This window comes from Prevotella pectinovora, from assembly GCF_000834015.1.
GTDB lineage: Bacteria > Bacteroidota > Bacteroidia > Bacteroidales > Bacteroidaceae > Prevotella > Prevotella pectinovora.
Genome location: NZ_JXQI01000003.1, coordinates 25,181 through 51,750 on the forward strand (window position 1 = coordinate 25,181; position 26,570 = coordinate 51,750).

The window sequence follows — 26,570 nt, forward strand, 5'->3', positions numbered from 1 at the left end:
TTTCTGTTGCAGAATGTTCGGAGATTCTCTTTCCAATCCATCCCACACCCACATCCTGCCTTAAATCATATCGCAGACGTCGAGATTATTTCATAACATGGAATAAAAAAGATTAAAAGCGGAGTGATAGATGAAATATTATATGTACCTTTGCCCAATAGTATATTTTTAACCCAAATCGGTCATTAGGGCTTACTTGGATTTTGGCTCTTTAGAAGAGTGGATTTCGTTTGACTCTTGATTCGCAATGGCGAGTTGTTGTGGATTGAAAACAGATAAATGACACTTGATAAAGACAAAAGACAGAAAGCGGTAATATAATGCTGCATTAAACGCTCTGATTGCCGTATGGGGTTTAACACAAGAGTATTAGTTTTTATATTAACGACAGAAAGTAAATGAGATACGGATTAAAGAAGACATTCCTCGCCCTTGCACTCACAGGAGTGCTGCTCGTGGCAAACGGTGCGGCAAGCCGCTATCTGGCAACCCCTGCCAACGACGATGTGACAGCCGCCGACTCGGCAAATGCCGGCAAAGCCGGTGCTGACAAGAAACACAGCGACGACAGACCCGCCAACGAACGGAGCATCATAGACCAAGTGGTGTGGGTGGTAGGCGACGAGGCAATCCTCAAGTCTGACGTCGAGGCCATGCGTCTGCAGGGCGAGATGGAAGGAATGAAGTGGAACGGCGATCCCGACTGCGTCATCCCGGAACAGCTCGCAGTGCAGAAACTCTTTCTGCATCAGGCAGCCCTCGACAGTATCGAGGTGTCAGAGGCAGAGGTGACGAAAAGCGTAGACCAGCAGATAAACTACTGGATAAGCAATGCCGGCAGCCGCGAGAAACTCGAGGAGTGGAAGAAGATGACCGTGAAGCAGATGAAAGAGAGCCTGCACGACGACTTCAAGAACCACCAGCTCATTGAGCGCATGCGAAGCAAACTCGTTGAGGACATCCAGGCATCGCCTGCCGACGTGCGCCGCTATTTCGAGAATATGCCAGAAGACAGTCTGCCGCTGATTCCTACCGAGGTGGAAGTGGAGATTATCACCCAGGCACCTAAGGTTTCGCCAGACGAGATAAACAAGATAAAGAACGACCTGCGCGACTATACCGACCGTGTGACCCGTGGCGAGACATCCTTCGCCGCCCTCGCCAGACTCTATTCTGAGGACCCCGGAACGGCTCGTCAGGGAGGAGAATTCGATGACTATGTAGGCCGCGGAATGCTCGACCCGGCGTTTGCCACAGTGGCGTTCAACCTCACCGATCCTAAGAAGATATCAAAGATCGTGGAGTCGGAGTTCGGATACCATATCATCCAGCTCATCGACAAGAGAGGCGACAAAATCAAGGTACGCCACATCCTGCGCATCCCGAAGGTGAGCCAGGAGGCAATCACCCATGCCGAGAACCGTCTCGACTCCATCGCCAACGACATCCGTGCCAACAAGTTCACTTTCGAAGCAGCAGCCTCATATCTCTCTGACGACAAAGACACGAAGAACAACAACGGACTGATGGCAAACCAGTCGGAAGACGGTTACACCAGCAAGTTCCGCATGCGCGACCTGCCGAGAGAGGTGGCGGCAGTGGTAGACACCATGAAGGTGGGACAGATTTCCAAGTCATTCCAGATGGTCAACTCCAAGGGAAAGACAGTCTGCGTCATAGCCAAGCTCGTGAATCGTGTTGACGCTCACCGTGCTACCATTACCGAAGACTTCCAGGCTATGAGAGACATCGTGATGGCACGCCGCAAGGCAGACTACCTGAAGGAGTGGATACAGAAGAAGATCAAGACCACATACATCCACATCGACGAAGCATACCGCAACTGCAATTTCGAATATAAAGGTTGGGTGAAATAACGAAGCATCATCAAGATATTAGATGAATACAATAAACAAGATATCAAGATATCTGAGCGGGCATAGAATACAGTTGGCTGTTGTTCTATGCCTGTTTGGACTTTGCGTGGCACAGTCGCGAAAGGTAGCCAAAGGCCGCCATCGCCCCAAGACCGACGAGCGTGTGTATCTGAAACATGCCGACATGCTGCGCTTCAACCAATATGGCGAACATGCCGGGGCACAGATTCTCAACGGCAATGTGGCGTTTCTTCACAAAGGAGCGTTGCTCACCTGCGACAGTGCCTATTTCTATCAGGAGTCAAACTCCTTCAAAGCCTTCGGACATGTGAAGATGCGACAGGGCGACACCCTCTCGCTCACCAGCGACTATGCCTTCTACGACGGCGACAACCAGATGGCAGAGGCTCGACACAACGTGTTGCTACGCCATCGCGGAACGAAACTGTATACCGACAGTCTCAACTACGACCGTCTCTACAATATCGGATATTTCTTCGAGGGAGGAAAGATGGTGGACAGAAACAACGTGCTCGTGAGCGACTGGGGAGAATACGACACCGAGACACGCAAGGCGGTGTTCAACTACAACGTGAACCTGCGCAACCCGAAGTTCACCCTCACCACCGACACCCTGCACTACGACACCCGCACATCGCTCGCCAATATCGTGGGACCATCCGTGATACGCAGCAAGGAGAGCGTGATACACACTTCAGACGGATATTACAACACCAACACCGGGAGGGCACGGCTCTACGGCAGGTCTACCATGTCGAACAAAGGCAAGGAGATAACCGGCGACAGCCTCTTCTACGACGAGAAGCGAGGCATAAGCCAGGGATATCGCAACGTGATATACAAAGACACGCAGAAGAAAAACGAACTCCACTGCAACTATCTGTGGTATAACGAGAAAAACGGTTTCGCCTTCGCTACGGAGAATCCCGTGATGATGGAATATTCGCAGAAGGACACACTCTTCGTGCATTCCGACACCATAAAGGTGATAACATATCATCTGAACACCGACTCCGTGTATCGCACGGCGCATTGCTACAACAAGGTGAGAGCCTTCCGCAATGATGTGCAGGCGGTGTGCGACTCCCTCGTCTACAACACCAAAGACTCCTGCATGACGATGTATCGCGACCCTATAGCATGGAGCGGCGACAGACAGTTGCTCGGCGAGGAGATACAGGTGTTCATGAAAGACTCCACCATCGACCGTGCGCATATCATCAACCAGGCACTCACTGCCGAGCTGATGCCAGACAAGGATCACTACCAGCAGCTGTCGTCGAAGGAGATGTTCGCTTATTTCACCAAGGGACAGATAACGCAGACCGAGGCGATAGGCAATGTCAGGTCGATATACTATCCCGTTGACGACAAAGACTCAACGCTCATGGGACTGGTGTATATCGAGACTGACACGATGAAGATGTTCATGCGCGACAGACAGTTGCAGAAGATATGGACATCGAAGACCGACGGCACGTGGTATCCCATGACGCAGATTCCGCCGGAGCGATACAAGCTCGACGGATTCACATGGTTCGACTATATCCGTCCGATAAACAAAGACGACATCTATGAATGGCGCGGAAAGAAAGACGGTACACAGCTGAAGAACATCACCCGCCATGCCGCTCCACTGCAGCATATTGAGGGTGGCGAACTGAAAAGCGTGGCGGCTACGGAGAACAAGCCGGAGAACTGATGTTGCCGGTGACTGTTCCCGGCAGACTGTCCGGGGGAGGGGCGATGTACAGCAGCAAAGTCCCCCGCCGGATTTAATTCAAGCAGCACCCAGACTGGGGCTGATACAGATAAAAGATTACAGATAATATATGAGCGATATAATACAACTGCTGCCCGATTCCGTGGCCAACCAGATAGCAGCCGGTGAGGTGATACAGCGCCCCGCGTCTGTCATCAAGGAACTGGTGGAGAACGCCGTTGACGCCGGAGCCAGCCGCATCGACGTGCTTGTGGTGGATGCGGGAAAGACATCCATCCAGGTGATCGACGACGGAAAGGGAATGTCTGACACCGATGCGCGTCTCGCCTTTGAGCGCCATGCCACATCGAAGATAAGACAGGCCGACGACCTCTTCTCTCTACACACCATGGGATTCCGTGGCGAGGCACTGGCGTCGATAGCTGCCGTGGCACAGGTGGAACTGAAGACCCGTCAGAAGGGCGACGAGGTGGGCACGTTGCTGTCTATTTCAGGATGCAAGGTGCTCAACCAGGAGCCTATCGCCTGTCAGGAGGGAAGCAATTTCCTGATACAGAACCTCTTCTTCAACGTGCCGGCAAGGCGGAAGTTCCTCAAGTCGAATACCACGGAACTGAACAATATCATGGCTGCCTTCGAGCGCATCGTGCTCGTATACCCGCATATCCACTTCACGTTTACGAGCAACGGTACCGAGGTGCTGAACCTGCGTCCGCATGGCGACAGTTTCCGTCAGCGCATCATCGAAGTCTTCGGCAAGCGTCTAAACCAAAGCCTGCTGCCTGTAGGCGTTGACACCACGGTGTGCCGTATCCATGGTTTTGTGGGAAAACCGGAGTCGTCGAAAAAGAAGAATGCCCATCAGTATTTCTTCGTCAACGGCAGGTATATGAAGCATCCCTATTTCAACAAGGCGGTGCTGACACCTTTCGAGAGACTCATTCCGCAGGGAGAGCAGGTGCCGTATTTCATATATTTCGATGTGCCGGCAGAAGATATCGACGTGAATATACACCCCACTAAGACAGAGATAAAATTCGAGAACGAGCAGACGATATGGCAGATATTGATGGCTGCCGTGAAGGACTCGCTGGGACGCTTCAACGATGTGCCGTCGATAGATTTCGACACCGAGGGGAAACCCGACATCCCGATGTTTCATCAGACAGGGGAAATGCAGGATTTCCAGATGCCGAAGGTGGACTACAATCCTTCGTATAATCCATTCAGCAGCAACTCCCGTCAGCCGGCAATACCCGAGAACTGGGAGCAGCTCTATGAGGGAGCCGGCGATATCCAAGATGATTCTCTGCCGGGAGGTGAGACCGTTTCTTTCGGTGGAACGGATGCCGGCGAGACTCAGCCGCTGTTTCATGATTTTGAACTACAGAATGGCGGTGGCGAACTGCAAGAGGGTGGGGAAGGGCAACCGGTGTCTTCTGCCCTCAATGCCAAAATGCCGATAGAAGAGAAGTCGCCGTCGCACTATCAGTATAAGGGCCGTTATATCATGACGGCAGTGAAGTCGGGACTGATGATAATCGACCAGCACAGGGCACATATCCGAGTGCTCTATGATGGATATATGCAGCAGATAACCGACAAGGCAGGGCATTCGCAGAAGCTCCTCTTTCCGGAGATGGTGCAGTTCGGTCCGTCAGACAACGTTGTGTTCCAGAGCATACAGGAAGATATGACGCTGCTGGGCTTCGACTTCAGCGATCTCGGTGGCGGCAGCTATGCCATCGGCGGTATGCCGGCAGGACTCGAAGGCTTGAACCCTCCGGCTCTCGTCAGCGATATCGTGGCTCTTGCGGCAGAAGATACCGTGTCGGCAGCCGAAGAGATAAAGCATGCCGTAGCCCTCGGATTGGCACGCAATGCGGCGATACCATACGGACAGGTGCTCGACTCTAAGGAGATGGAGAACCTTGTGAACGAACTCTTCGCATCCACCAACGTGAACTATGCCCCCGACGGCAAGACCATTATCGCCATCCTCTCGCAGGGAGAAATCGACCATCTGTTTTAACCCAAATCGTTCATTAGGCTGATTTTGATTTAAATCCAAATCAGTTTGTATGAACTGGTTCCCAATATTGCCGGTTTATGATGATGGGTTTGTTGTATTATAAGTCATACAACCTTCAATTGACCATATAAACAAATTGCCCAAGATGAACATTTGAGTTGTCATCTTGGGCAATTTGTTTATTATGGGGTTGTCTGATTTTACATCAAGTCACAGTTCCCGGCTTGCGTGCCACCGCCTTCACCTCTTGCAAGGTCTGGTCCTTGAAGATGGAATCCTGATAGGAGGAATCAGCTGGGGCGTTTCCTTCAGAATCATTATATGATAACAGAGACGCAACCTCTGTCTTATTGTTTTTTGCATAAGTCTCAGCACCAATAACCAACAAGGCACTGAGCAATATATATCTTGAATACATAAATATATCTCCTTTTATCCGAGACTTAAATCTTGGTTTCGGATGTTTGTTACTTTTTTTACCCTATTACCTTTAAGCGAAGCGCAATCGCAAAGAGTTGAGAACGACACTCACGCTTGAACATGCCATCAGGGCACTTGCCCACATCGGTGTAATCTGGAAGTCGATGCCGAAGAGATGCAGGACACCTGCCGCCAGAGGGATGCAGATGAGATTGTAGATGAATGCCCAGAAGAGGTTCTGCCAAATCATGCCCACCGTCTTCCTGCTTAGTTTCACGGCATCAGGTATCGCCATCAGATCATCGTCCATCAGCGTAACCTGTGCCACATCCATCGCCACATCCGTTCCCTTGCCTATCGCCATACTGACATCGGCAAGAGCCAATGCCTGGGTGTCGTTGATGCCGTCGCCTATCATCATCACATGCTTGCCCTCCGCTTGGAGTTTCTTGACCATGGCCTGCTTGTCGTCAGACTTCACCTTGCTCTGATAATGCTTGATGCCAGCCTTGTTTGCCCAATAGCGAGCCGCCTCTTCCCGGTCACCACTCATCATATACACCTCGATGCCTTCCTTTTCCAACAGTTTCATTGCCTCGGAAGCATGAGGCTTGAGGGTTTCGCGAGACTCAAGGTCATCCAGTCCGTCCCCTTTCGTGAAGTCTACATTCTGGTTAGGAATGGTGAGCGTGCCCGTCTTGTCGATGACTAGGGCATCCACCTTACGGATATTTTCTAAGGCGGCGGCATCCTTGATGAGGATTTGCTTCTGTGCCGCCTTTCCTATTCCCACCATCAAGGCAGTAGGCGTTGCCAAACCCATGGCACAAGGACAGGCGATGACCAATACCGCCACGCCACTCATGATAGCCTGAGGCAGACAGGCATTGCCACCGATTATCCACCATGCCAAAAAAGTAATCAAGGCGATGCCTGCCACCACCGGCACAAACACCAATGCCGCCTTATCCACGATGCGCTGTACGGGAGCCTTGCTCCCCTGTGCTTCCTGCACCATCCTGATGATATGTGCCAGGGTGGTGTTCTCACCTATTTGTCTTGCTCTCATGCGGAGCTTGCCTTGGCTCGGGATCGTTCCTGACAATACCTCATCGCCCACCCGCTTTGCCACAGGGGTAGGTTCGCCTGTAATCATCGCCTCGTCCACGTATGCCGCATCAGCTGTCATAAAGCTCTCGGCTTGGGTTACCACGCCATCCACAGGAATCTTTTCCCCTGCACGCACTTCGATGACATCACCACGTTGGATAGTGGAGATTGGCACCTCCTCCAACTGCCCGTCGGCGACCAGTCGGGCGGTCTTCGGTTGCAAGCCCATCAACTGTTTGATGCTTGCCGCCGTGCCATCCTTCGCCTTCTCTTCCAGGCATCTTCCTGTCAGAACGAAGGTGATGATCATCACCGAGGCATCGAAGTAGACATGCCATTCGATGCCCCTTGCGCCCCATACCATTTCTCCGAAGAAGGTGTTGAAGGCACTGAAGAGAAAGGTGATGAGAGTGCTCAGAGCCACGAGAGAATCCATGTTGGCGGTTCGATGCCTGAGTTGCTTCCATGCCGAGACATAGAACATCCGACCGCAATACAACATGTTCAAGAGGGCGAGAATCAAGGAAATCTGGTTGTTGAAAGCCGAGGCGTGGCTATCCCTCATCATGCCATTGCCCATAGAGACGGTGTTCTCCATACCGGTCGAAACCCAGCCCATGGAGAACGCCATCACGAGAATGGCGAAGAACCAGGACAGAAGGGTCTTGCGCTTCAAGAGAGTAAATTCACGGCGATTGATTTCCTCAGCACTACGGTCTGCCTCGATGACGAGGTCGTAGCCAGCATTGGAAATCTCACGCTTCATATCTTCGAGGGTAATCTTCTCCGGGTCATAATCGACAAGGGCGGTGCGTCCTGCCAAGGAAACGGTGGCGGAAGTTATACCCTCAAGGGAGTTGAGCTTGCGCTCCACATTGGCAGCACACACTGAGCATGCCATGCCAATCACTGGTATTGTTTTCTTCATTGTCTTTTTTCTTATTTACCTGTTATAAATATATGTATGCGACCCTAAGTCATTACTGATGGGTAGGCATACGACAATCTTGGTTGCAAAAGTCAAAATAATCTTTTGCAACCTATTTGCAAATATGGAAAAATCAAATATTCAGAAAGAAATGCTTGATTTTGCACACCTTTCTTTGCCTTTTTGAAAGTTGCAAACTTAAGCATTTCCATAAGAATAAGAACCTGATAGTCCCATAAATTAATGACCTTTAACGGCTTTTGCATAAAATCATACAAATACCGCCTTTAACCATCCTGTTATTCGAATATCGTCAGTTGTCCTGTTTCTTGCCTCCCGGCATGATGATGGTGAAACCGTTATCCTGACAGATGCCGGATGCAATGGTGTCGCCTTGAGCTTCGGCTTTCTTCAGCCATTCCTTAGCCTGCGCCTTGTCTTCTTTCACTCCATCACCGTTGAGATAGCAGATGCCGAGACTGCGTTGTGCCTGGGCAAGACCTTTTTCTGCTGCCGTGCGTATCATGCTGACGCCTTTCTCCTTGTCTTGTGCCACACCTTCACCATTCAGATAACATCCGCCGAGCTCGTAGATAGCCTGTATGTCGCCCTGATTTGCTGCCTGCTCATACCAGTGGGTAGCCTCTTTCATGTCTTTGCCCACTCCTATGCCTTCAACATAGCAGACGGCAAGCTGGTACTGGGAGTCAACGTTACCCTGGGTGGCAGACTTGCGGAACCAGCGTGCAGCCTCCTTGTAGTTCTGCTCCACTCCGATTCCCTTGAAATATAGAGAACCGAGTAAGAACTGCGACAGGGCGTCACCCTTGTCGGATGCCATTCTGAACCATTTCATGGCTTCGGCAGGGTCTTCGTCCACACCGTTGCCATTCATATAGCAGGTGCCCACATAGCATTGGGCTTCCACGTTGCCAGCCATAGCATCTGCCATTGCGTTTTTGAATTCCTTGGAGTTCTGTGCCGTTGCACCCATTGCCAAGGCTGCGGACAGGAGTATTGTCAAGAATGTCTTTTTCATTGTCGTCTGGATTTTTGATAGGTTTTATTACTGGCGCAAAAATAATAAAAAAACGCGTAACGGCAAAATATAGCCCTGTATTGAACCCACAAACGGTTATCAGGCGTACAATACCAAACCTCCTGATGACCGATTTGGGATAGCGATAGGCATTGGTCGAAAAAATCCCCCTGGCGTGGGGAACAAAACCCCACATTAGGGGGATGTGTTCCCCACGGCAAGGGGGAAAATACAGGTGCTATATAAGTGTCTCTATTATTTGTCTTTCTTGCCGCCGAAAAGGCTCTTCCACACCTTTACGGCACCCTCTTTCACTTTGCGTGTGATGTCGGCCTTCTTCTGGTTGATGACAAGATCGACATCCACGTCGCCACACTTGATGGAAACCACACCGCTGCGCTTCTCTTTGCCTAAGTTGTCTTCCACTTCCACGTATATCTTGTCATTGCCAGCCTTGCTTGCCTTCACCCATTGGGGTTGGTCTTCGATATACCAGTCGTCGTAGTTGCAGGTCACGGTGACAGACTGTGCTCCGCCTTCCATCCTTGACTTGAAGTCAAGGTAGTCCTCAGAGAGACTTATCTCCACGTTCTTGTGCTTGTCAACCTGTGCAACCTCTTCAACGACAGTTTTTTGGGCATCATTCTTCGTTATAGGTTTCGGTTTTGGTTTCGGCTTGTTAATCCTTTTCAAGAGATAGTTGCATGCGCCAATCTGTGCGTCGCATTTGTCCTTTCCAGCCTCGGTGGCGTAAAGTCCTTTGGCTTTTCTGAAATTTGCTATAGCCTGTGTAAGCGAAGTCTTGGTGCGTTGTTTCTTCAGTGCCATTCCCTTGCTGTAAATTCCGTCAGCAGCAGTCTGCGCATGTGCTCCTATGGCAATGAAAAGCATTGCCAGACAGAGACATAGTCTGATTATCTTTTTCATTGTATCTTATTTTGGTTTATGAAGTCATTCAATCTATTAACTCTCTCTCTGTATTTGCTCTCATATTCAGTGCCTTCCACCAACTTAATCTGTTTCGACAGTTCCTGGCAGGCGGATTTCAGTTCCTTTGCCACGTTGCCCATCTTGGTCTGCACTTCAGTAGCCTTTGCCTGCAGGTCGCTGTCGCTGCCTATCATGTCAGCCAGTTGCTTGTATGAAGTATATGCCTCCATGAGCTTCTTTTCGTAGTCGTCTTTAGACCGGTCCTGACCTTTCAGCGCCAGCATGTCGGCAGCCGTTATCTTGTCGTCGATAGCTTTGGTCTTCTGCTCTGCTTTCTGCTTCTGAACCATGGCAACCTGCTGCTGCTCCACCTCCTGCTGCTTCTGGTTGGTGTGGATGGCGAATGCACCACCGATGATGAGCAATGCAGCCACGGCAGCGGCGATGATGACCATTGTCTTCTTTGAAGCTCCGCCGCCAGCCACTTCGCCGGATTCCAGGGCGACACGCATCTGGGCGCAGGTCTGGAAGCGCTGCGACTGGTTTTTCTGACATGCCGTCTCAATGATTTTCTTCAGTGTCTTGTCCTTTATCTTGCCCAGCGGCAGTTTCTCCTTCAGCTGCTTGTGCAGTATTTCGTGGCGCGCTCCCTCGAAAGGTGTGTGTCCCACGATACACTGATACAGAAGTATGCCGACGGCATAAATGTCAGTTGTCTGATTCTGGTGGCTGATGTCGCCGAGAGCCAGCTCAGGAGCGGCATATTCCGGTTTCCCCATGAACTTGCCGGCAACGGTGAGCTGCTTGTCGCTTGTCGTCAGCGTATTCATCTGCTTGGCGATACCGAAGTCGATGAGCTTGATATGTCCGTCGGTTGTCACCATGATGTTCGAAGGGTCGATGTCGCGGTGTATATATCCGGCATCATGCAGCGCCATGAGTCCCGACAACACGTTCATGACCACTACTTTGGCAAAGCGCTCCGGGTCCTTCTTGTAGTCGGTGAGCAGTTTCACGGCGAACGGCACGTCCTGTCCGTTTCTGTCCTGTGTCTTGCCGTTCAGGATATCCGACAGCGACACTCCGGTGAGCAGTTCGCTGACCACATGATAGTGTGTCACCACCTCGCCCACGTTGTTGCGGTCGCTAATCTCTATGAATCCGAGCATCTCCACGAGGTTGTCGTTGCGCAGCTGTATCTCAGCCTCACGCCTTGCTCTCTCGTAGGCATTTGCCGGCAGGTCGTCGAACATGAATTTGATGGCTACTGGGCGTGACACTCCCGTACGCTCGTCGACGCAGACTCCCTTGAATACTTTTCCCATTCCGCCTTCACCGATAGGCGGTTCTTCAGAATTAAACTGATAACAAATGTGGTTTCGCTTTTCAGCTTCACCTTGAAGTTTTATTATTGCCATAATCCTATGTTTTGTTTCTTTATTAATGTTCTGTTGATTATCTGTTCCTGTCGTCGGCAAGGCGTTGCGTTAACCTGCCGCCGCTTTTATTTCGTGTTATTCTTTATCTTCTCCAATTTCTCCTTTATCTTTTTTATTATGCCCTGGGCTTTAGGGCTCGATCCGTATGACTTGCTGCCCTTCGACACTTCAGCCATCGCGGTCTTGTTCTTCTTGGCATAGGCGAGAACGCCGTTAACCTCCGGTTCCCGTTGTTTGCCGCATAGAGCCTTTATGTTCTGAATTGCCTTTATCACCTTGTCGGCATGAAGTCCCTTCTGCTCCTTGGTCTTTTTCTCATTGCCATTGTGATATCCCAACATGTTGTCGAGTGCCGTCAGGGCCTGGTTGACAGATGTCTTGAATTTGGCAGGGTCGCCATAGGCAACGGTCTTCTTTCCCTTTCCGGCATCCTTGTTATCCTTGCTGCCATTCTTGTCGGCAGCAGGATGCTTGCCGGAGTCGGCATTCTTGTCGACGTTAGCTTTTCTTTCTGTATCAGCCTTCTTGTCGGCATCTGCCTTCTTGTTGTCCGCTGTAGAGGCATTTCCCTTGTTGTCTCCGTCAGCGGCTTCGTCCTTCTTCTTTGTGGTGTCGTTGACATCCTTCAGGAGATTCTTGTCCGATAGGTTTTCCGTGATTTTGCCATCCGTCTGGGAAGGTGTAGCAGCCGGTCCGTTGCCGATGTGAAGAGCTTTTCCGGATTCCTGTGGCGTGTTGCCGATGCTTGCCGTGTCATTGCCGGCACTGCCGCTGTAGAGGCATATTCCGATGATGAAGGCCGCCAGGGCAGCAATGCCGCAGATTGCTGTCAGCATCATCTTATACCACTTGTCGTGGAGCTTGGAGTTGCAGTCCATCTCTATTATTGCGATGGTGTGGTTGTCGTGGTGTCCGCCCTTGGCGAATCCCAGTCTGTCCACTTCGCTCGATATGCTTCCCACCACATTTGCTGTCTGTCCCTTGGCGGCGAAGAATTTCAGCAGCTTCTTGTGCGGCATGCTTCCCCACACGCCATCAGTGCAGAGGATGAACCGGTCGCCCTTGCGATAGCCCATCTCTTCGATATCAGGGTTGTGGTCGGTCTTGCTTCCGAGACTTTTGGATATCACGTTGGATTGGGGAGAGACGCGAGCCTCCTCTTCCGTCATCACCTTCTTTCTCACCAGTTCTCCCACGAGCGAATGGTCTTGCGTGCGGAAGAGCATCAGTCTGCCGTGCATCCTGTAGCAGCGGCTGTCGCCGGCGTGGCATACTATAGCAGATTCACTGTTGATGAGTATCGCCACCACTGTGGTTCCCATGCCGCGCAGTTCCTTGTTGGCTGCCATTGCGGCGTTGAGGGCATCGTTGGCTTTTGCCACGGCGATGCGCAGAGCCTGTTTGCGTGGCGTCAGCTGATTGCAGGAGTTCAGATGTCTGGCAATCTCCTGTTTGGCTATCGCAGAGGCGGTCTTGCCTCCCGGTCCGCCACCCATTCCGTCGCAGACCACGAAGAGGAAGCCAAGCGGCGTGTCTATGAATCCCAGGTCGTCTTGGTTTTCTTTTCGTCCGCCCTGCATGGAGTTGGCAGCTCCGTGTAGGGTGATTGTCTTGGAGAATATAGGGAACATCGGTTCTTTGTTTTTAGCTTTTTTCTTCGTTACTTTAGTTGTCGGAGCATTGCCCCAAAGTGGTCATCAGACCTTTTTACCTCAACGGTCATCAAACCGTTTAATGGAGAGTTCTTTTTAACCAGCATTAGCCGGATGCCGCCTTTGGGGCGACATACGGCTATAGGCACTGGTTACTGTTCGCTTCTCACTCAGTATCCATTACGGACAATAGAGTCATTTATTGCCGCCGGGATATGTCTGTTATTCAGTTTTGATAGGTATGGCTCGGTTTGAAGCGGAATAGTATATGGCGAAGACAGCATTTGCAGGAACGCTGAATGTCACTTTCTTCGTGCCGTTCATGCTTGTTTCTTCTTTCTTGGGCTGGAATGTGGAGCGTGCGAGGTCTTTGTAGGTGAAGCTGTATACATCAACCTTCTTGACGGTTTTCTTTGTCAGCGTCACCACCTGGAACATTTCGGCTTTCACGTCACCGTTGTATTCCACGTCGAATTTCGCCATGCCACTTTTAGACTTCAGTCTGACGACTTTTTCCGGTATCGAGTCGAGAATGAGGACATCGTCCTTCTCCGTGACCTTCACGAATTCAGCCTTTTCTCTGTTGACCATCACTTCGCCCGGCTTCAGGAGGATGTCGAACAGAGGATTGTAAGCCGTGTTCTTCTCCTTGCCGATAGACTCGATGTTGCTGGTCATGATCTTCTCTTCCACACCATTCGAGTTGCGCATCTTGATGTAGTTGGCGCTTGCCGGTCCTCCGTTATACTGCTCCACGATGATTCCGCGTCTCGTGCGGTTGTTGGTCAGTGTCACCACATCGCGCAGCGGACTCTGTTCGGAGATGTCCTGGTTGGGGTTGACGGCAGAAATCTTCAGTGTCTTGATGTCGCCGAAGGGCATTGTTTCCACCGTACCGTCGCTTTTGAACACGCTTACCGTCTCGAATGATTCACCGGCATATTCACCTTCTACCGTTCTGCCCGACTTCAGCATGTAAGTGCGCTTGAGTCCCGAGAGAGCATTCTTTGCGCTGCGCACACCCTCTATGCGGTCTATCTCGTCCCATCTCAGAATATAGCTGTCGGGAGCGAGCTGCAGGAATCTTACCTTCATGCCACGTTCCAGGATGCGCACGTTGTTGAATGTCTTGCCATCCTCAGCCAGACGCTCCTCGAAGTCGAGTTCGTCCGGTTCGCTGGCTATCGAGTCGTTGGCATCCACTCCGGCAGAGATGTTGCAGAGAGTGAAAGACTTGTCGTTGCCGTAGCCCATGAGCGCATCATTGTCTTTTGCCCATTTGCGCCATGCCTTGTCGAGCTGGCTTTCCTTTCGTGTCACTTCCTTCACCGTGATGTCAGAAGCGCTGATGCAGATGATTGCCTCGTCGGTGCTCACCTCCATGTATCCGTCCTTTTCCTGATGGGCAATGAAGCCGCTGAGCACCGAACCGTTCTTGAGGTATATCTTCTGTGTGATGGCGGCAGATGCGATTGTGCATATCGCCGTCATCATTATCGACATTATTATCTTCTTCATGTTTGTCATCTTTATAGTTTCCTCCTTGTTTACTCGTATCTTGTCTACTTGTCTACTGCCAGAGCCAGTATTATAACAGCCGAATTACCGTTAGGGGCCTATTTCACCACGTGAGGGTTCTCCACGAGCTCCTTCACGAATTTCGCCTTTATGCCATAGTTGAAGCCCTGGGATACCGATACTCCGGAGTTGAGCACTCCCACGAGCATTCCCTTCTTGTTGAAGATAGGAGATCCGCTGGCACCTCCGAAGGATGCGGCGTCGAATCCGAAGCTGAACTCTGTAGGCATCTGTGTGATGCTTCCGCCACGTGCCAGCACCTGTATGCCTTTTTCAGAGTCGGTCTTCTGAAGACTGATTCCGAATGGGAAACCGATGGTGTAGATGTGTGTGCCTACGGTGAGGTCGTTGTCGTTCACGTCCATAGAGTCCTTCAGGTTGATGAATGTGCTGCCGTGAGGCAGTTCACCCTTGTCAGACTGTATGAGAGCCACGTCCACATTCGTGTCGTCGCCGGCAGAGAGCACTCTGCATCGGATGAGGTTCTCCACTGAGAAATACTTGGCCTGTGGGATGATGCTGATGCCATCGTTCACGCCGGTTACCTTCACCATGGTGGTGTATGCCTGCAGACCGTCGGCAGACTTCATCTGTATGTTGTTCATGAACTCTTTGTTTGTAGCCATTGCCGAGAGCTGTGTCTTTATCTTCATTTCAAGTTCGCTTACCGACGTGTCGAAGAGCCAAGGCTTCACTACATGCAGATTGGTGACGAGCTGTCCGTCCTGCGAGACAAAGAATCCCGTGGCGAAACTTGTGCGGTTGAGGATGTACTCCTGTATGGCGGATATGTCCTCAGCACCCACGAAGTAGTAGTTTGCAGTGACGAGCACTACGGCCTTGTTTGCCCACGACTTGTAGTTGATGCTGTTTATCTCTTCCTGTGAGATGGAAGTGGCTCTGCTGATGGGAACCCATTTTGTCGGTATTCCGGCCGACGCAGCAAGGTCGAGGTCGCCGCATGTCACCTCCAGGTGGTTGTTTCCGATTATCATGGCTATGGAAGTGTTGTAGCGTGCATACAGCTCTTCGTCGCTATACTCCTTGCCTCCGCCGAATCCGCCACCGATGAGTTTCATCAGTCCGAATCCTACTCCGACGAGGACTACCAGTCCTGCAACTGCTCCCACGATATATTTCCACGACTCGCTTGGCCATGGCAACTGTGTGGCGAGGTTCACCGGCACTCCGCCGCAGACCACGGCGCTCTTCTTCTTGATGCGGTATGGCGTGTCTTTCGGTATGCGCACACCGTCAACGGTCGTTCCGTTCTTGCTGTGGTCGAAGATATAGAACTTTCCGTCGCGTCCCTGTTTCACTGTGGCGTGATAGCGGCTCACCGTGGCTCCCGTCACCTGTATGTCGTTGTTGAAATGGCTTCCGATGCCGTAGATGCCCTTGTATGCCGAGTTGTCCTCAGGCATCGGCACCTGGTTCCACTGCAGGTCCACGTTGCCGAACGTTATCTTGTCGCCACGTGTCACCTTTGCCGGTGTGCCAGGCTTTATCTGCTGTCCCATTACGAAGGTGCCGTTGTGGCTGCCTCTGTCTTCTATCATCATGTCACCGCTGTCGAGCAGTGTCAGTTCAGCGTGTACCGAGCTTACCATCGGGCTCTGTATGACGATATCACAACTTGCGTCGCGTCCTATTTTCAATATTCTCATAGTGTAGCGTTCTTTTTATTGATTATATAATAATATGTATACTATTGACAGTTGGCTGGCATCAGATTCTCAGTCCGGCAGACTTCTTGTCGTTGTCTTCATTCGGAGTGTCGTTCTTTTTCTGCTGCTTGTCCTTCTTTGCGGCGTCGGCAGCCTTTGAGTCGTTTTTCTTCTGCTGCTTGTCGTCTTTTGCCTGTTGCTTGTTGTCTTTCTTTGTCTGTTTCTTGTCAGCCTTCTGCTCGTCCTTCATGTTGTCGTCCTTGCTTTCGGCTTTCTCTTCCTTCTGCTTGTCCTCGTCTTTCTGGGTCTTCGTGGTGTCAGCCACGGCAGCCGGTTTCTCCTGCGTTCCGGCAGAGCTGCCGCCTCCCATTGCCGCCTTGATGCCGAATCCGGCTATGGCAATGACTGCAAGCGCCACTACTGCTATGATGGCATACTTTATTGCCTCGCCGCTCTTTGGCACTCGGTTCCAGTCGAGGCGTGCCACGTGGGCGAACGATACGCTGTCTTTGCGTGTTACCGGCACCGGCACATTGGGCGCTATCCTGATGCCGTTGACATAGGTGCCGTTATGGCTTTGGTCAACAATCGTCATCTTTCCCATCGACGTGACGTTGAGGATGGCGTGTCGGCGGCTTATGACATCGGTGCTGTCGTTGATAACGATGTCGCATCCTGTCTCTCTTCCAATAGAATATACTTTCATAGTCAGAATTATTTGTTTTTAGTTATTTTCTTGATGGAGTCGGTGAGGGTAGCCACTGCGGCCTGGCTTTTCTTCACGGAGTCTTTGTATAATGCAATGCTGTCGGCGGTTGCCTTGGTTGCCGCATTGGCGGTGCGATATTGCATCACGTTTGTCATGATGCTTGCCGCGAGTCCCACGAGCATTACGGCGATGATTATTCTTGCTGCTTTGGTCATCTTTGGAGTTAGTTTAGAGTACTTTCTTGTTTCTACGAGGGCAAGCGTAAGATTGTCGTGTCCGCCTCCGGCGTTGTGTCCCAGATTGTCCACGTGGGTGGCGATGTCGTCGGTCACGGTGGCGAGGCTTACGCTTCTTTTCGACACCAGCTTCAACAGTTCCTTCTCAGGCATCGTGCCGTGTATGCCGTCGGAGCAGAGCATGAAGCGGTCGCCCTTCTCATACGCCACCTCGGCAATTTCAACCTCCACCGTTTCGGCGGCGCCGAGAGCCCTCGTTATGATGTTAGACTGTGCAGAGAGGCGTGCCTGCTCCTCTGTTATCACTTTCTGCTTCACCATCTCGAACACCATGGAGTGGTCGAATGTGCGGAACACCTTCCTTCCTCTCCTCAGCTGGTATATGCGGCTGTCGCCCACATGAGCCACGATTGCCGACTGCTTGCCGATTAGGAGCACCGTCGCCGTGGAGCCCATTCCCTTGAGTTGTGGCGTCTGCTTGCCGGCCTCTATAATGGCGTCGTTGGCTCTTCTCACGGCATCGGCAACCACTGTCTTCGGGTCGTCCTTCTCCGAGGCATCCGTTATGGAGTCTACGATTTCCTTCACGGCAATCGTGGATGCAGTCTTTCCGCCCGGTCCGCCTCCCATGCCGTCGCAAACGGTGACGAGGTATCCCAGCCTCGTGTCGTTCCATCCGAACGAGTCCTGGTTTTCGCGTCTTCCTCCGATGCGGCTTTCGGCAAATGCGATGACGTCGGCAGAGCTGTCTGAATATATCTTCTGCAGATCCATTATTGTTGATTTATGATGAACGGTAAAACGATGACCATTGCCATAGCGCAGATGGCGAGGAAGACCATTATCGCGGCAAGAGCCTTGTTCCGCTTTGCCCATTCCATTGTCTTCTCCATCGTTGTAGGCTGGTAGGTGAGAGCCATCGTTATTGCTTGCTTGAATTCTTTCACTGTCTGGAACCTCTTCATCTGGTCCTTCTCTGTTGCTTTCCATATCACCCGCATGAGCTGCGGCGGTATCTTGTCGCTGGGCGGCAGCTTCTCGGATATCTGTGCCGCAAGCGTCTCCGTGTCGTTTCCCTTGTCCATGGGGTTGCTGCCGGTTATCAGCTCGTATAGCGTGATGCCCAGCTCATAGATGTCGCTGCGGCCGTTAATGCTCTCGGCACCCGAACTCTCGTCCCTCTTTATCTGTTCGGGCGATGAATATTGCGGTGTGCCGATAAATCCGTATTGCGAGAACTTGTTGCCGCCATTCACTCTTGATATTCCCAGGTCCATGAGACGCACGTTGTTGCCGTTTTCCACCATGATGTTCGACGGCTTTATGTCGCGGTGTACCACTCCCTTCTGGTGTATGTATGCCAGGGCGTCCATCACCGGCATTATCAGCCGGCAGATTTTCTCGGCGCGGTTGTGAGTGTTGGGGAATGCCGCTACATATTTGTCAGCGTCGTCTCCCTGCACATATTTGCTTATAATCCAGATGGGTCCGCGGTCGGGGGCATATTCGCAGTATCCGAGCATCTCCACGAGGTTAGGGTGTCTGAAGGCGAGTGAAGCCTCCTGACGTGCCCTTTGCCTTATCATGGGGTTGTTGGCGAAATAGTCTTTCACTCTCTTTATCGCCACCTTCACTCCGTCGTCGCATCTGAAGCCAAGATACACGTCGCCCATAGCGCCGCTGCCCAATGGCATCTCTGCCGGGTTATAGCAGTACCACACCCCTTCGGCAAAGAGGTATATGTATGCACCACGTTTTAATACGGTCTTCTTAGGTTGCATCACATGGAGATTGTTCCGCCGTGGTTAGGATCGATAGATCCGTCCATTCCTACAGTGCCATTTGTAGGTTTGTATCCGCTGTTGCCGTATGGGTCGTAGGCTTCGGTGCGTGTCTGTCCGTTGCGGAATGGCGGCACGTCACCGAATTCGTCGCTGTCCTCCTCCGTTGCCACGGCGATGAAGTTAGGGTTCACTCTCAGGTTTGCCTTCTCTGCATCGATGAGGATGAGCAGCAGTTCGTAGTTGTTGCCTATTGTTATGATGTCGCCGTTGTGGCAGGCTTCAGCGTCGAATCCGAGCTGTGTTCCGTTGAGTCTTGTTCCGTTGGTGGATTCCGGGTCTTTGATAGAAGCTATCACGCCTTTGCCCTCCTGCTGTCTCACCACGATTACGGCATGGTTGCCCGACACGGTGCCTTCGGCGAGCTGTATGTCGCAGTCTGCGCTTTGTCCGATAGTGTTTCGGCCAATCTGCAGAGGCCAGAACTCTCCTGCAGCTGTTCTGGAAACAGAGTACAGGAATCCTACAACCGGTTTTCCTGGCTGTATGGTGCGCTGTCTTTGTTGTGGCTGTTCTCCGGCGTTGTTGCCTGGCTGCTGTGTTTCGTTGCCCATCATTCCCGGCACCACGGTGCCTCTTGCTGCCTGGCGTCCGCTTCTGGAATAGAAGCTGTTGCCAAGTCCGCTGTTCATGTTGTTTCCACCCTGTCCGTTGTCTGGTTCGAGACCTTGGATTACTGTTCTGTTCTGAGACATAAGCTATTTGTTTTAAATGAACTCTCGTTAGATTAATTTTTCTGTGCAGTACAACTGTCTTGCACATTTCTTTTTCACATCTACAAATGTACGAAAATTAACAATACAAAAAAAATGGTAAATGTTCCGTTTGTATGTATTTTGGATTGAACGTGTCGTATCTTGGATTATTCGTACTTAAAAAGTTCGGTAATCTGCATCAGATTTATTTTTATTGCTCTCCGGAAAACCTATTGCAGGGCTACATAAGGGCAGACATTTTTATGGTTGGTATTTGTTTTCCAAACAGGCTGGTCGGATCCTTGACAAGGATAGCAAAAACTTCAAGAAATGGGAACGCTGCTTGCCCCGGTTGTGAACGCTGCTTACCCCGGTTGGGTAAGCAGCGTTCCCCGGTTGGGCATAATCAGAGCCAAAAACGTACCCACAATGTTTCATGTAATGAACGTTAGTAAAGGAGATGCAAAAAGCACCATAAGAGCAGACCCCTTTCGGTTGTAGGCGTGGCAGTAGTTATAAAAAACGAAAGAAGCCTCCCGTCTGCGATGAGACGGAAGGCTTCCTGTTAATTTATGATTTTCAGACGAGCAGATTACTGCTCTGTGATCTGAACTGTTGCACGACGGTTGAATGAGATTGGTGAGAGTGTTTCTACACCACCGTGAGCCTGAGTTGAGATGTTGTCAGCAGGTACACCCATCTTGATAAGCTCGCCCTTAACGATTTCAGCACGCTTAACAGAGAGCTTCTGGTTGATCTGAGGAGTACCTGTTGCGCTGTCGGCGAAACCTGTAACCATGATCTTAGAGTTGTTAGTCTTGGCGTACTTAGCAAGAGCCTCAACGTTGACGAGGTCCTTAGGATTGGCAACGTCTGTCTTGCCGATGTTGAAGAATACAGATACCGGAGTAGTGATGAACTGCTTGATAGACTCAGGCATTGCAACCTCCTTTGGCTTTTCGTTCAGCATAGCCTTCAGACGTTCGTTCTCTGACTTAGAGTCAGCGAGCTGAGCGTTGAGAGCGTCGATCTGTGACTGAGAGAGAGCCTTGATAGCGTCAACATCTGGCACCTTAGCCCAACCGGTCTTGCCGATGTTGAGAGTGAGACCGAGCTCTGCATAGAGGTAGTTGTCGTGAGAATCCCATCCGCGAGGACCGTTGTTTGCGTGTCCCTCTGAGTAGAAGTCGTTCTCCAGACGGTTCCAACCCAACTCGAGGTTGATGGCAACGCGCTTGTTGATGTTGAACTCGTTGAGCAAACCGATGCTCATACCCATTGCATACATGTCAGAACTCATGTTGCGTGCAAAGCCTGCACCAGCGAATGGAATACAGTTGTAGACACGCTTAGGGTTGTAGCCGCAGAACATGTTGCTCAGGTTGAAGAGCACCTGCTCCTGTGCGTTCCAGTATTTGAAGCTGTCGCCATTTGCCTTACCCCAGATACCAGACACCTTTGTGCGGAGTCCGAGACCAGGAGTGAACCACTTACCGATAGCTACAGAAGCCTGTGGGTTAGAGCGGAAACTCTTGAGAGGGTTGTTTGATGTGTCGAAACCATGCTCGAGTGAAGAATAGAACGCAGTCCACTGCACTCCACCCTGTACGAACCAATTACTCCAGAAAGAGTTAGTTGCTACGCTATACTTTTCTGTTGTAGTTTCTGTTTCCTGTGCCATTGAGGTCAGGGAAACGCCGGCTATAGCCAGCATAATTAAGAACTTTTTCATAACCGTATTAATAAATCTAATTCGTTATTTCTATATTTTTGTGAATAAAGCTGCCGTTTCCTCCTTTAAATATTGTGATATATGGTGCAAAGTTAATCTTTTTTTTCTAATTCCATAACTTTTAGTATGAAAAATGCTATATAAATGTATATTTTTGTGTTTTCTGTTCATCATAAAGCGCTATGGCGACGACAGCAAACGTTATGTAGTGGCAACAAAAAATCCCGACAGGCATGTTGCCGATCGGGATTAGTCCTTTTTTGTGCATTCAGCAGCGTGATGATTATCGACGCAGACCGAGAGCCTTGATTATAGCACGATAGCGCTCAATGTCGCGGTCGTAGAGATAATCGAGCAATGCACGACGCTTACCTACCAATTTGGTCAGAGACCTTGCGGTAGTATGATCTTTACGGTTTTTCTTCAGGTGCTCCGTCAAGTGGGAAATACGGTATGAGAACAATGCTATCTGGCTCTCAGCTGAACCAGTATCAGAGTTAGACTTTCCGTACTGTCCAAAGATCTCTTGTTTTTTAGCTTGATCTAAATACATTGTTTTGATTTTGTTAAAATTGTTATTTATATTTGCATAAAGCGGGTGCAAAGGTAAGAATATTATTTTGTTTACAAAGCAAGAGGCCTTGAATATCTTGATATTTTAATATTCTTTTACATTTTGGTCACTGATGCGTACGTATTGCGCCATGGCTTGCGGATTCTGCCGTTTGCCGCCTGTCGTTTTTTACAGAGAGAATCTGTATCCGGCACTGAACGTGAATACGGAGTTCTTGCCATCTATGTTGTCGTAGACCTTTGTCAGTCCGATATTGTAGCGCGCATCGAGAATCACGTTCATGTATTCGTATGATATGCCCACGGGAATGGCAAAATCCACTTTCTTCAGTTTCACGTCACCCTTTATCTTCTTCACGCTCTCCGTAGAGCCCACGCCTGCCTGGTCGCGCACGAAGCTCGCCTCGGTGTATTCCATCTTTCCGTCCACGTTGAATCCCACCTGCACGCCTACTTTCAGTGCGAGGTTGTCTGCCACGTATGCACTTGCTATCAGCGGCACATTCACATAGTCGTGGTGTTGTTTCCAGTCTCTCACTTCGTTCCATTGCTTGGTCGACATGTCGTGTGCCTCCTTCACATCGTCGAATCTTTCGCCCTGTCTGCTGTAGTACGCACCTATGGATGCCGCCAGCATGTCGCTGAACTGGTATTCGAAGTCCACTCCGGCCATCAGTCCCGGTTTGTAGTTCGAATGCGTGGCATCGCCGTATGCCGATGCGAGAGAGGTGTACACTTTGTCCCCCGTCACCTTGGCTATGGCCACACCCAGTCTTGGGATTATGGAGAAAGTGCCTGCCTTTGGCTGGGCCATTGTTGCCACGACACCGATAACCAATGATATGGCGGTAATAAATATTCTTCTCATAGTAACTTGTTTTTTTTGTTTTACCTTTTTATATAAACGCCCCGATACACTGATTATTGCACGAGTCGTGTTAATAATCTGTTGCTAAATGAAAGAAATGGCATGCGCTTATTTGTCATGTAAATTAAAAACACTACCTTTGCACTCATATTATTAAGGTAAATTATGCAAGATATCAGAAACATTGCGATTATTGCCCACGTAGACCATGGTAAGACTACATTGGTGGACAAGATGATGTTGGCCGGAAACCTCTTCCGTGACGGAAAGGACCTGAGCGGCCAAGTGTTGGATAACAATGATTTGGAACGTGAGCGTGGTATCACCATCCTCTCAAAGAACGTTTCAATTAACTGGAAAGGTACAAAAATCAATATCATAGATACTCCGGGACACTCCGACTTCGGTGGTGAGGTGGAGCGTGTGCTCAATATGGCAGACGGATGTCTGCTTCTCGTCGATGCCTTCGAGGGACCGATGCCACAGACACGTTTCGTATTGCAGAAGGCCCTGCAGATAGGACTCAAGCCAATCGTGGTGGTAAACAAGGTGGACAAGCCAAACTGTCGCCCGGAGGAGGTTTACGAGATGGTGTTCGACCTGATGTTCTCTCTCAATGCCACAGAAGACCAGCTCGACTTCCCCGTTGTATACGGAAGTGCCAAGAACGGCTGGATGAGCGCCGACTACAAGGAGCCAACCGACAACATCGAGTATCTGCTCGACAAGATCGTTGAGGTGATACCGGCTCCGAAGATGCTCGACGGAACACCACAGATGCTCATCACCAGTCTCGACTATTCAAGCTATACAGGCCGTATCGCCGTGGGCCGCGTGCATCGCGGTTCGCTGAAAGACGGTATGAACGTGACCATCGCCCACCGCGACGGTTCTATGGAGAAGACCAAGATCAAGGAGCTCGACACCTTTGAGGGAATGGGACATGCCAAGACGGAAGAGGTGAAGAGCGGCGACATCTGTGCCGTGGTAGGTCTGGAGAATTTCGAGATCGGAGATACCATCTGCGACTTCGAGAACCCTGAGCCACTGCCTCCAATCGCCATCGACGAGCCTACCATGAGTATGCTCTTCACTATCAACGACTCACCGTTCTTCGGCCGCGAAGGAAAGTTCGTTACCAGCCGTCACATCAGCGACAGGCTGAAGAAGGAGCTGGAGAAGAACCTCGCCCTGAGAGTGGCTCCTTTTGAGGATTCCACCGACAAGTGGATTGTCAGCGGACGAGGAGTGCTGCATCTCTCGGTACTCATCGAGACCATGCGTCGCGAGGGCTACGAGCTGCAGGTGGGCCAGCCACAGGTTATCTACAAGGAGATAGACGGAGTGAAATGCGAACCTGTCGAGGAGCTCACCATCAACGTGCCGGAGGAATTCGCCAGCAAGATGATTGATATGGTGACACGCCGCAAGGGAGAGATGACATCCATGCAGAACCTCGGCGACCGCGTTGACATCGAGTTCGACATCCCGTCGCGTGGTATCATCGGTCTGCGTACCAACGTGCTCACCGCCTCACAGGGCGAAGCCATCATGGCACACCGCTATAAGGAATACCAGCCGTTCAAGGGCGAAATCACACGTCGTGTAAACGGCAGTATGATAGCCATGGAGACCGGCACGGCATATGCTTACTCTATCGACAAGCTGCAAGACCGCGGTAAGTTCTTCATCGATCCGGGTGAGGAAGTATACGGCGGAGAGGTAGTAGGCGAACATGTTCACGACAACGACCTCGTGGTGAACGTGACCAAGGCAAAGCAGCTCACCAACACGCGTGCCAGCGGTTCCGACGACAAGGCTCGTATCGTGCCACGCACGGTGCTCTCTCTCGAAGAGGCTCTCGAATATATCAAGGGCGACGAGCTCGTGGAGGTGACTCCGAAGAGCATGCGTATGCGCAAGATACTGCTCGACCACTTGGAGCGCAAGCGTTCCAACAAGGAATAAAGCGTTTTCCCATAAAGGAAAAGCGCAGCTGATACCCCGATGACCTATCCAGGTCAAGGCAGCATCAAATATACAGAGGCGTGAAGGAGTTTGAAGAGAGCTTCCGACACGCCTCTTTTTGATGGATACCAACGATGGGCGTTGAATTTATTCTATTCTTCAAATCCATCATACATTGCCACATATCCCAACAACAGAATAATAAAAAAGAAAATGACAGACCTCAACAGACGGATACTCCATATCGCCCTGCCAGCCATCGTGAGCAACATCACCGTGCCCCTGCTCGGACTCATCGATGTGGCGATAGTGGGCCACCTCGGTTCGGCAGCATACATTGGAGCCATCGCCGTGGGCGGAATGATATTCAACGTGATGTATTGGCTGTTCGGATTCCTCCGCATGGGAACGAGCGGCATGACATCACAGGCTCTCGGACAGCGCAACCTCACCGAGGCAGTGCGCCTGCTTGTCAGGTCGGTGGGAGTGTCTCTGGCGGTGGCGTTGGTGATGATACTGCTGCAGGTGCCATTGAGGCAGATGGCACTCAGCGTGATGCAGCCCTCTGCGACAGTGAGAGAGTTTGCCGAAGTTTATTTCGACATTCTGATATGGGGCGCCCCGGCAATGCTCTGTCTCTATAGTCTCACGGGATGGTTTATCGGGATGCAGAATTCCCGAATGCCGATGGTCATAGCGATAACCCAGAATGTGGTCAACATCGTGGCGAGTCTCGGTCTCGTCTTCGGATTGGGAATGAAGGTGGAAGGCGTAGCCCTCGGCACCCTCGTGGCTCAGTATGCCGGATTCCTTATGGCAGTGGTGATGTGGGTAGTGGCGTATGGCAGACTGTGGAAACATTTCCAGTCAGAAGCCCTCTTCGCATGGCGTTCGATGAAAGGTTTCCTTGGAGTAAACCGCGACATTTTCCTGCGCACGCTCTGTCTCATCAGCGTGATGCTCTTTTTTACCTCCGCCGGGTCATGGCAGGGTGAGACGGTGCTTGCCGTCAATACGCTGCTGATGCAGTTTTATATGATATTCTCATATTTCATGGACGGTTTCGCCTATGCCGGCGAGGCGATAAGCGGCAAATACTACGGTGCCGGCAACAGGTCGGGACTGCAGCAGTCTGTGCGCAACCTCTTCGGATGGGGAGCTGCGATGACCGTGATATTCACCTTATTATATATAATAGGAGGCGACGCGTTCCTGTCGTTGCTCACCGACGACCATACTGTGGTGGCAGCAGCCCATGGATATTCATTCTGGGCATCGTTGGTACCGCTTTTGGGAATGGCGGCATTCATCTGGGACGGAGTCTTCATCGGCTGCACCAAGACCCGCGGCATGCTCCTCTCGATGTTCTTCTCGTCAGCCACCTTCTTCACGGTGTATTATTCCCTGCGTTCCTCCCTTGCCAACCATGCCCTCTGGATAGCCTTCCTCGCCTATATGGCGATGAGAGGCATTGCCCAGACCCTGCTGTGGAGGAGAGAGATGAAGCGAGTGGAGTAATTAACCCTAATGAC

At 51.0% G+C, this 26,570-nt stretch carries 20 protein-coding genes; 5 read left to right on the top strand and 15 right to left on the bottom strand.

Going from position 1 to position 26,570, the window contains the following annotated elements; all coding sequences use genetic code 11:
* Positions 1 to 398: 398 nt before the first annotated feature.
* The 3 genes from ST42_RS00175 (at position 399) to mutL (ending at position 5,653) form a co-directional block, all read left to right on the top strand.
* Complete coding sequence (locus tag ST42_RS00175; protein ID WP_022316685.1) at positions 399 to 1,877, top strand: peptidylprolyl isomerase; 1,479 nt, start codon at positions 399 to 401, stop codon at positions 1,875 to 1,877.
* Positions 1,878 to 1,899: 22 nt separating this feature from the next.
* Positions 1,900 to 3,600 carry an OstA-like protein gene (locus ST42_RS00180; RefSeq protein WP_044071790.1) on the top strand — a complete coding sequence of 567 codons (1,701 nt, stop codon included), beginning with the start codon at positions 1,900 to 1,902 and terminating at the stop codon, positions 3,598 to 3,600.
* Between the two features lie 130 nt (positions 3,601 to 3,730).
* Positions 3,731 to 5,653: a DNA mismatch repair endonuclease MutL gene (gene mutL, locus ST42_RS00185; RefSeq protein ID WP_044071791.1), complete on the top strand. Its 1,923-nt coding sequence runs from the start codon at positions 3,731 to 3,733 to the stop codon at positions 5,651 to 5,653.
* Between the two features lie 205 nt (positions 5,654 to 5,858).
* Here mutL and ST42_RS00190 read toward each other — a convergent pair whose 3' ends face one another.
* The 15 genes from ST42_RS00190 to ST42_RS00260 form a co-directional block, all read right to left on the bottom strand.
* Entirely contained in the window at positions 5,859 to 6,071 is a 213-nt protein-coding gene (locus tag ST42_RS00190) for a hypothetical protein (RefSeq protein ID WP_022315644.1), read from the bottom strand.
* Positions 6,072 to 6,143: 72 nt separating this feature from the next.
* Positions 6,144 to 8,111, bottom strand: a complete 1,968-nt coding sequence (locus tag ST42_RS00195; RefSeq protein WP_044071792.1) for a heavy metal translocating P-type ATPase — start codon at positions 8,109 to 8,111, stop codon at positions 6,144 to 6,146.
* Positions 8,112 to 8,424: 313 nt separating this feature from the next.
* Positions 8,425 to 9,150, bottom strand: a complete 726-nt coding sequence (locus ST42_RS00200) for a tetratricopeptide repeat protein (RefSeq protein WP_052488157.1) — start codon at positions 9,148 to 9,150, stop codon at positions 8,425 to 8,427.
* Between the two features lie 255 nt (positions 9,151 to 9,405).
* Positions 9,406 to 10,077, bottom strand: a complete 672-nt coding sequence (locus tag ST42_RS00205) for a BACON domain-containing protein (protein ID WP_044071793.1) — start codon at positions 10,075 to 10,077, stop codon at positions 9,406 to 9,408.
* A complete protein-coding gene (locus tag ST42_RS13010) occupies positions 10,074 to 11,498 on the bottom strand; it encodes a serine/threonine protein kinase (RefSeq protein WP_082028531.1) in 1,425 nt (474 codons plus the stop codon). The genes ST42_RS00205 and ST42_RS13010 overlap by 4 nt, the downstream gene beginning before the upstream one ends.
* A gap of 86 nt (positions 11,499 to 11,584) precedes the next feature.
* Entirely contained in the window at positions 11,585 to 13,150 is a 1,566-nt protein-coding gene (locus ST42_RS13015; protein ID WP_052488161.1) for a PP2C family protein-serine/threonine phosphatase, read from the bottom strand.
* Positions 13,151 to 13,393: 243 nt separating this feature from the next.
* Positions 13,394 to 14,689: a hypothetical protein gene (locus ST42_RS00220; RefSeq protein ID WP_156139261.1), complete on the bottom strand. Its 1,296-nt coding sequence runs from the start codon at positions 14,687 to 14,689 to the stop codon at positions 13,394 to 13,396.
* A gap of 98 nt (positions 14,690 to 14,787) precedes the next feature.
* Entirely contained in the window at positions 14,788 to 16,416 is a 1,629-nt protein-coding gene (locus tag ST42_RS00225) for an FHA domain-containing protein (RefSeq protein WP_022316086.1), read from the bottom strand.
* A 61-nt stretch (positions 16,417 to 16,477) separates the two neighbouring features.
* A complete protein-coding gene (locus ST42_RS00230; RefSeq protein ID WP_044071796.1) occupies positions 16,478 to 17,122 on the bottom strand; it encodes an FHA domain-containing protein in 645 nt (214 codons plus the stop codon).
* A gap of 8 nt (positions 17,123 to 17,130) precedes the next feature.
* Positions 17,131 to 18,237, bottom strand: coding sequence for a PP2C family protein-serine/threonine phosphatase (locus ST42_RS00235; RefSeq protein ID WP_197068893.1), 1,107 nt, complete (start codon positions 18,235 to 18,237; stop codon positions 17,131 to 17,133).
* A complete protein-coding gene (locus ST42_RS00240) occupies positions 18,135 to 19,142 on the bottom strand; it encodes a serine/threonine protein kinase (protein ID WP_022316089.1) in 1,008 nt (335 codons plus the stop codon). Before ST42_RS00240 ends, ST42_RS00235 begins: the two co-directional genes overlap by 103 nt.
* Positions 19,142 to 19,897: an FHA domain-containing protein gene (locus tag ST42_RS00245; RefSeq protein ID WP_022316090.1), complete on the bottom strand. Its 756-nt coding sequence runs from the start codon at positions 19,895 to 19,897 to the stop codon at positions 19,142 to 19,144. Before ST42_RS00245 ends, ST42_RS00240 begins: the two co-directional genes overlap by 1 nt.
* 592 nt (positions 19,898 to 20,489) lie before the next feature.
* Positions 20,490 to 21,629 carry an OmpA family protein gene (locus ST42_RS00250; RefSeq protein ID WP_022316092.1) on the bottom strand — a complete coding sequence of 380 codons (1,140 nt, stop codon included), beginning with the start codon at positions 21,627 to 21,629 and terminating at the stop codon, positions 20,490 to 20,492.
* Positions 21,630 to 21,912: 283 nt separating this feature from the next.
* Positions 21,913 to 22,182, bottom strand: coding sequence for a 30S ribosomal protein S15 (rpsO, locus tag ST42_RS00255; protein ID WP_042518353.1), 270 nt, complete (start codon positions 22,180 to 22,182; stop codon positions 21,913 to 21,915).
* 189 nt (positions 22,183 to 22,371) lie between these two features.
* The gene (locus ST42_RS00260; protein WP_044071798.1) at positions 22,372 to 23,070 is read right to left on the bottom strand and encodes a porin family protein; all 699 of its coding nucleotides are present in this window, start codon (positions 23,068 to 23,070) and stop codon (positions 22,372 to 22,374) included.
* Positions 23,071 to 23,235: 165 nt separating this feature from the next.
* Here ST42_RS00260 and typA point away from each other — a divergent pair, with 165 nt between their 5' ends.
* Positions 23,236 to 25,038, top strand: a complete 1,803-nt coding sequence (typA, locus tag ST42_RS00265; protein ID WP_042518356.1) for a translational GTPase TypA — start codon at positions 23,236 to 23,238, stop codon at positions 25,036 to 25,038.
* A 213-nt stretch (positions 25,039 to 25,251) separates the two neighbouring features.
* Positions 25,252 to 26,556, top strand: a complete 1,305-nt coding sequence (locus tag ST42_RS00270) for an MATE family efflux transporter (protein ID WP_044071799.1) — start codon at positions 25,252 to 25,254, stop codon at positions 26,554 to 26,556.
* Positions 26,557 to 26,570 lie beyond the last annotated feature (14 nt).

Bases quoted from the DNA above. Each gene is read 5' to 3' on its own strand.
- ST42_RS00250 (WP_022316092.1), bottom strand. From the start codon at position 21,629: ATGAAAAAGTTCTTAATTATGCTGGCTATAGCCGGCGTTTCCCTGACC.
- ST42_RS00195 (WP_044071792.1), bottom strand. From the start codon at position 8,111: ATGAAGAAAACAATACCAGTGATTGGCATGGCATGCTCAGTGTGTGCT.
- ST42_RS13010 (WP_082028531.1), bottom strand. From the start codon at position 11,498: ATGGCAATAATAAAACTTCAAGGTGAAGCTGAAAAGCGAAACCACATT.
- ST42_RS00190 (WP_022315644.1), bottom strand. From the start codon at position 6,071: ATGTATTCAAGATATATATTGCTCAGTGCCTTGTTGGTTATTGGTGCT.
- ST42_RS00180 (WP_044071790.1), top strand. From the start codon at position 1,900: ATGAATACAATAAACAAGATATCAAGATATCTGAGCGGGCATAGAATA.
- ST42_RS13015 (WP_052488161.1), bottom strand. From the start codon at position 13,150: ATGTTCCCTATATTCTCCAAGACAATCACCCTACACGGAGCTGCCAAC.
- ST42_RS00205 (WP_044071793.1), bottom strand. From the start codon at position 10,077: ATGAAAAAGATAATCAGACTATGTCTCTGTCTGGCAATGCTTTTCATT.
- ST42_RS00175 (WP_022316685.1), top strand. From the start codon at position 399: ATGAGATACGGATTAAAGAAGACATTCCTCGCCCTTGCACTCACAGGA.
- ST42_RS00225 (WP_022316086.1), bottom strand. From the start codon at position 16,416: ATGAGAATATTGAAAATAGGACGCGACGCAAGTTGTGATATCGTCATA.
- typA (WP_042518356.1), top strand. From the start codon at position 23,236: ATGCAAGATATCAGAAACATTGCGATTATTGCCCACGTAGACCATGGT.
- ST42_RS00235 (WP_197068893.1), bottom strand. From the start codon at position 18,237: ATGGGCAAAGCGGAACAAGGCTCTTGCCGCGATAATGGTCTTCCTCGC.
- ST42_RS00200 (WP_052488157.1), bottom strand. From the start codon at position 9,150: ATGAAAAAGACATTCTTGACAATACTCCTGTCCGCAGCCTTGGCAATG.
- rpsO (WP_042518353.1), bottom strand. From the start codon at position 22,182: ATGTATTTAGATCAAGCTAAAAAACAAGAGATCTTTGGACAGTACGGA.
- mutL (WP_044071791.1), top strand. From the start codon at position 3,731: ATGAGCGATATAATACAACTGCTGCCCGATTCCGTGGCCAACCAGATA.
- ST42_RS00245 (WP_022316090.1), bottom strand. From the start codon at position 19,897: ATGTCTCAGAACAGAACAGTAATCCAAGGTCTCGAACCAGACAACGGA.
- ST42_RS00230 (WP_044071796.1), bottom strand. From the start codon at position 17,122: ATGAAAGTATATTCTATTGGAAGAGAGACAGGATGCGACATCGTTATC.
- ST42_RS00270 (WP_044071799.1), top strand. From the start codon at position 25,252: ATGACAGACCTCAACAGACGGATACTCCATATCGCCCTGCCAGCCATC.
- ST42_RS00220 (WP_156139261.1), bottom strand. From the start codon at position 14,689: ATGAAGAAGATAATAATGTCGATAATGATGACGGCGATATGCACAATC.
- ST42_RS00260 (WP_044071798.1), bottom strand. From the start codon at position 23,070: ATGAGAAGAATATTTATTACCGCCATATCATTGGTTATCGGTGTCGTG.
- ST42_RS00240 (WP_022316089.1), bottom strand. From the start codon at position 19,142: ATGCAACCTAAGAAGACCGTATTAAAACGTGGTGCATACATATACCTC.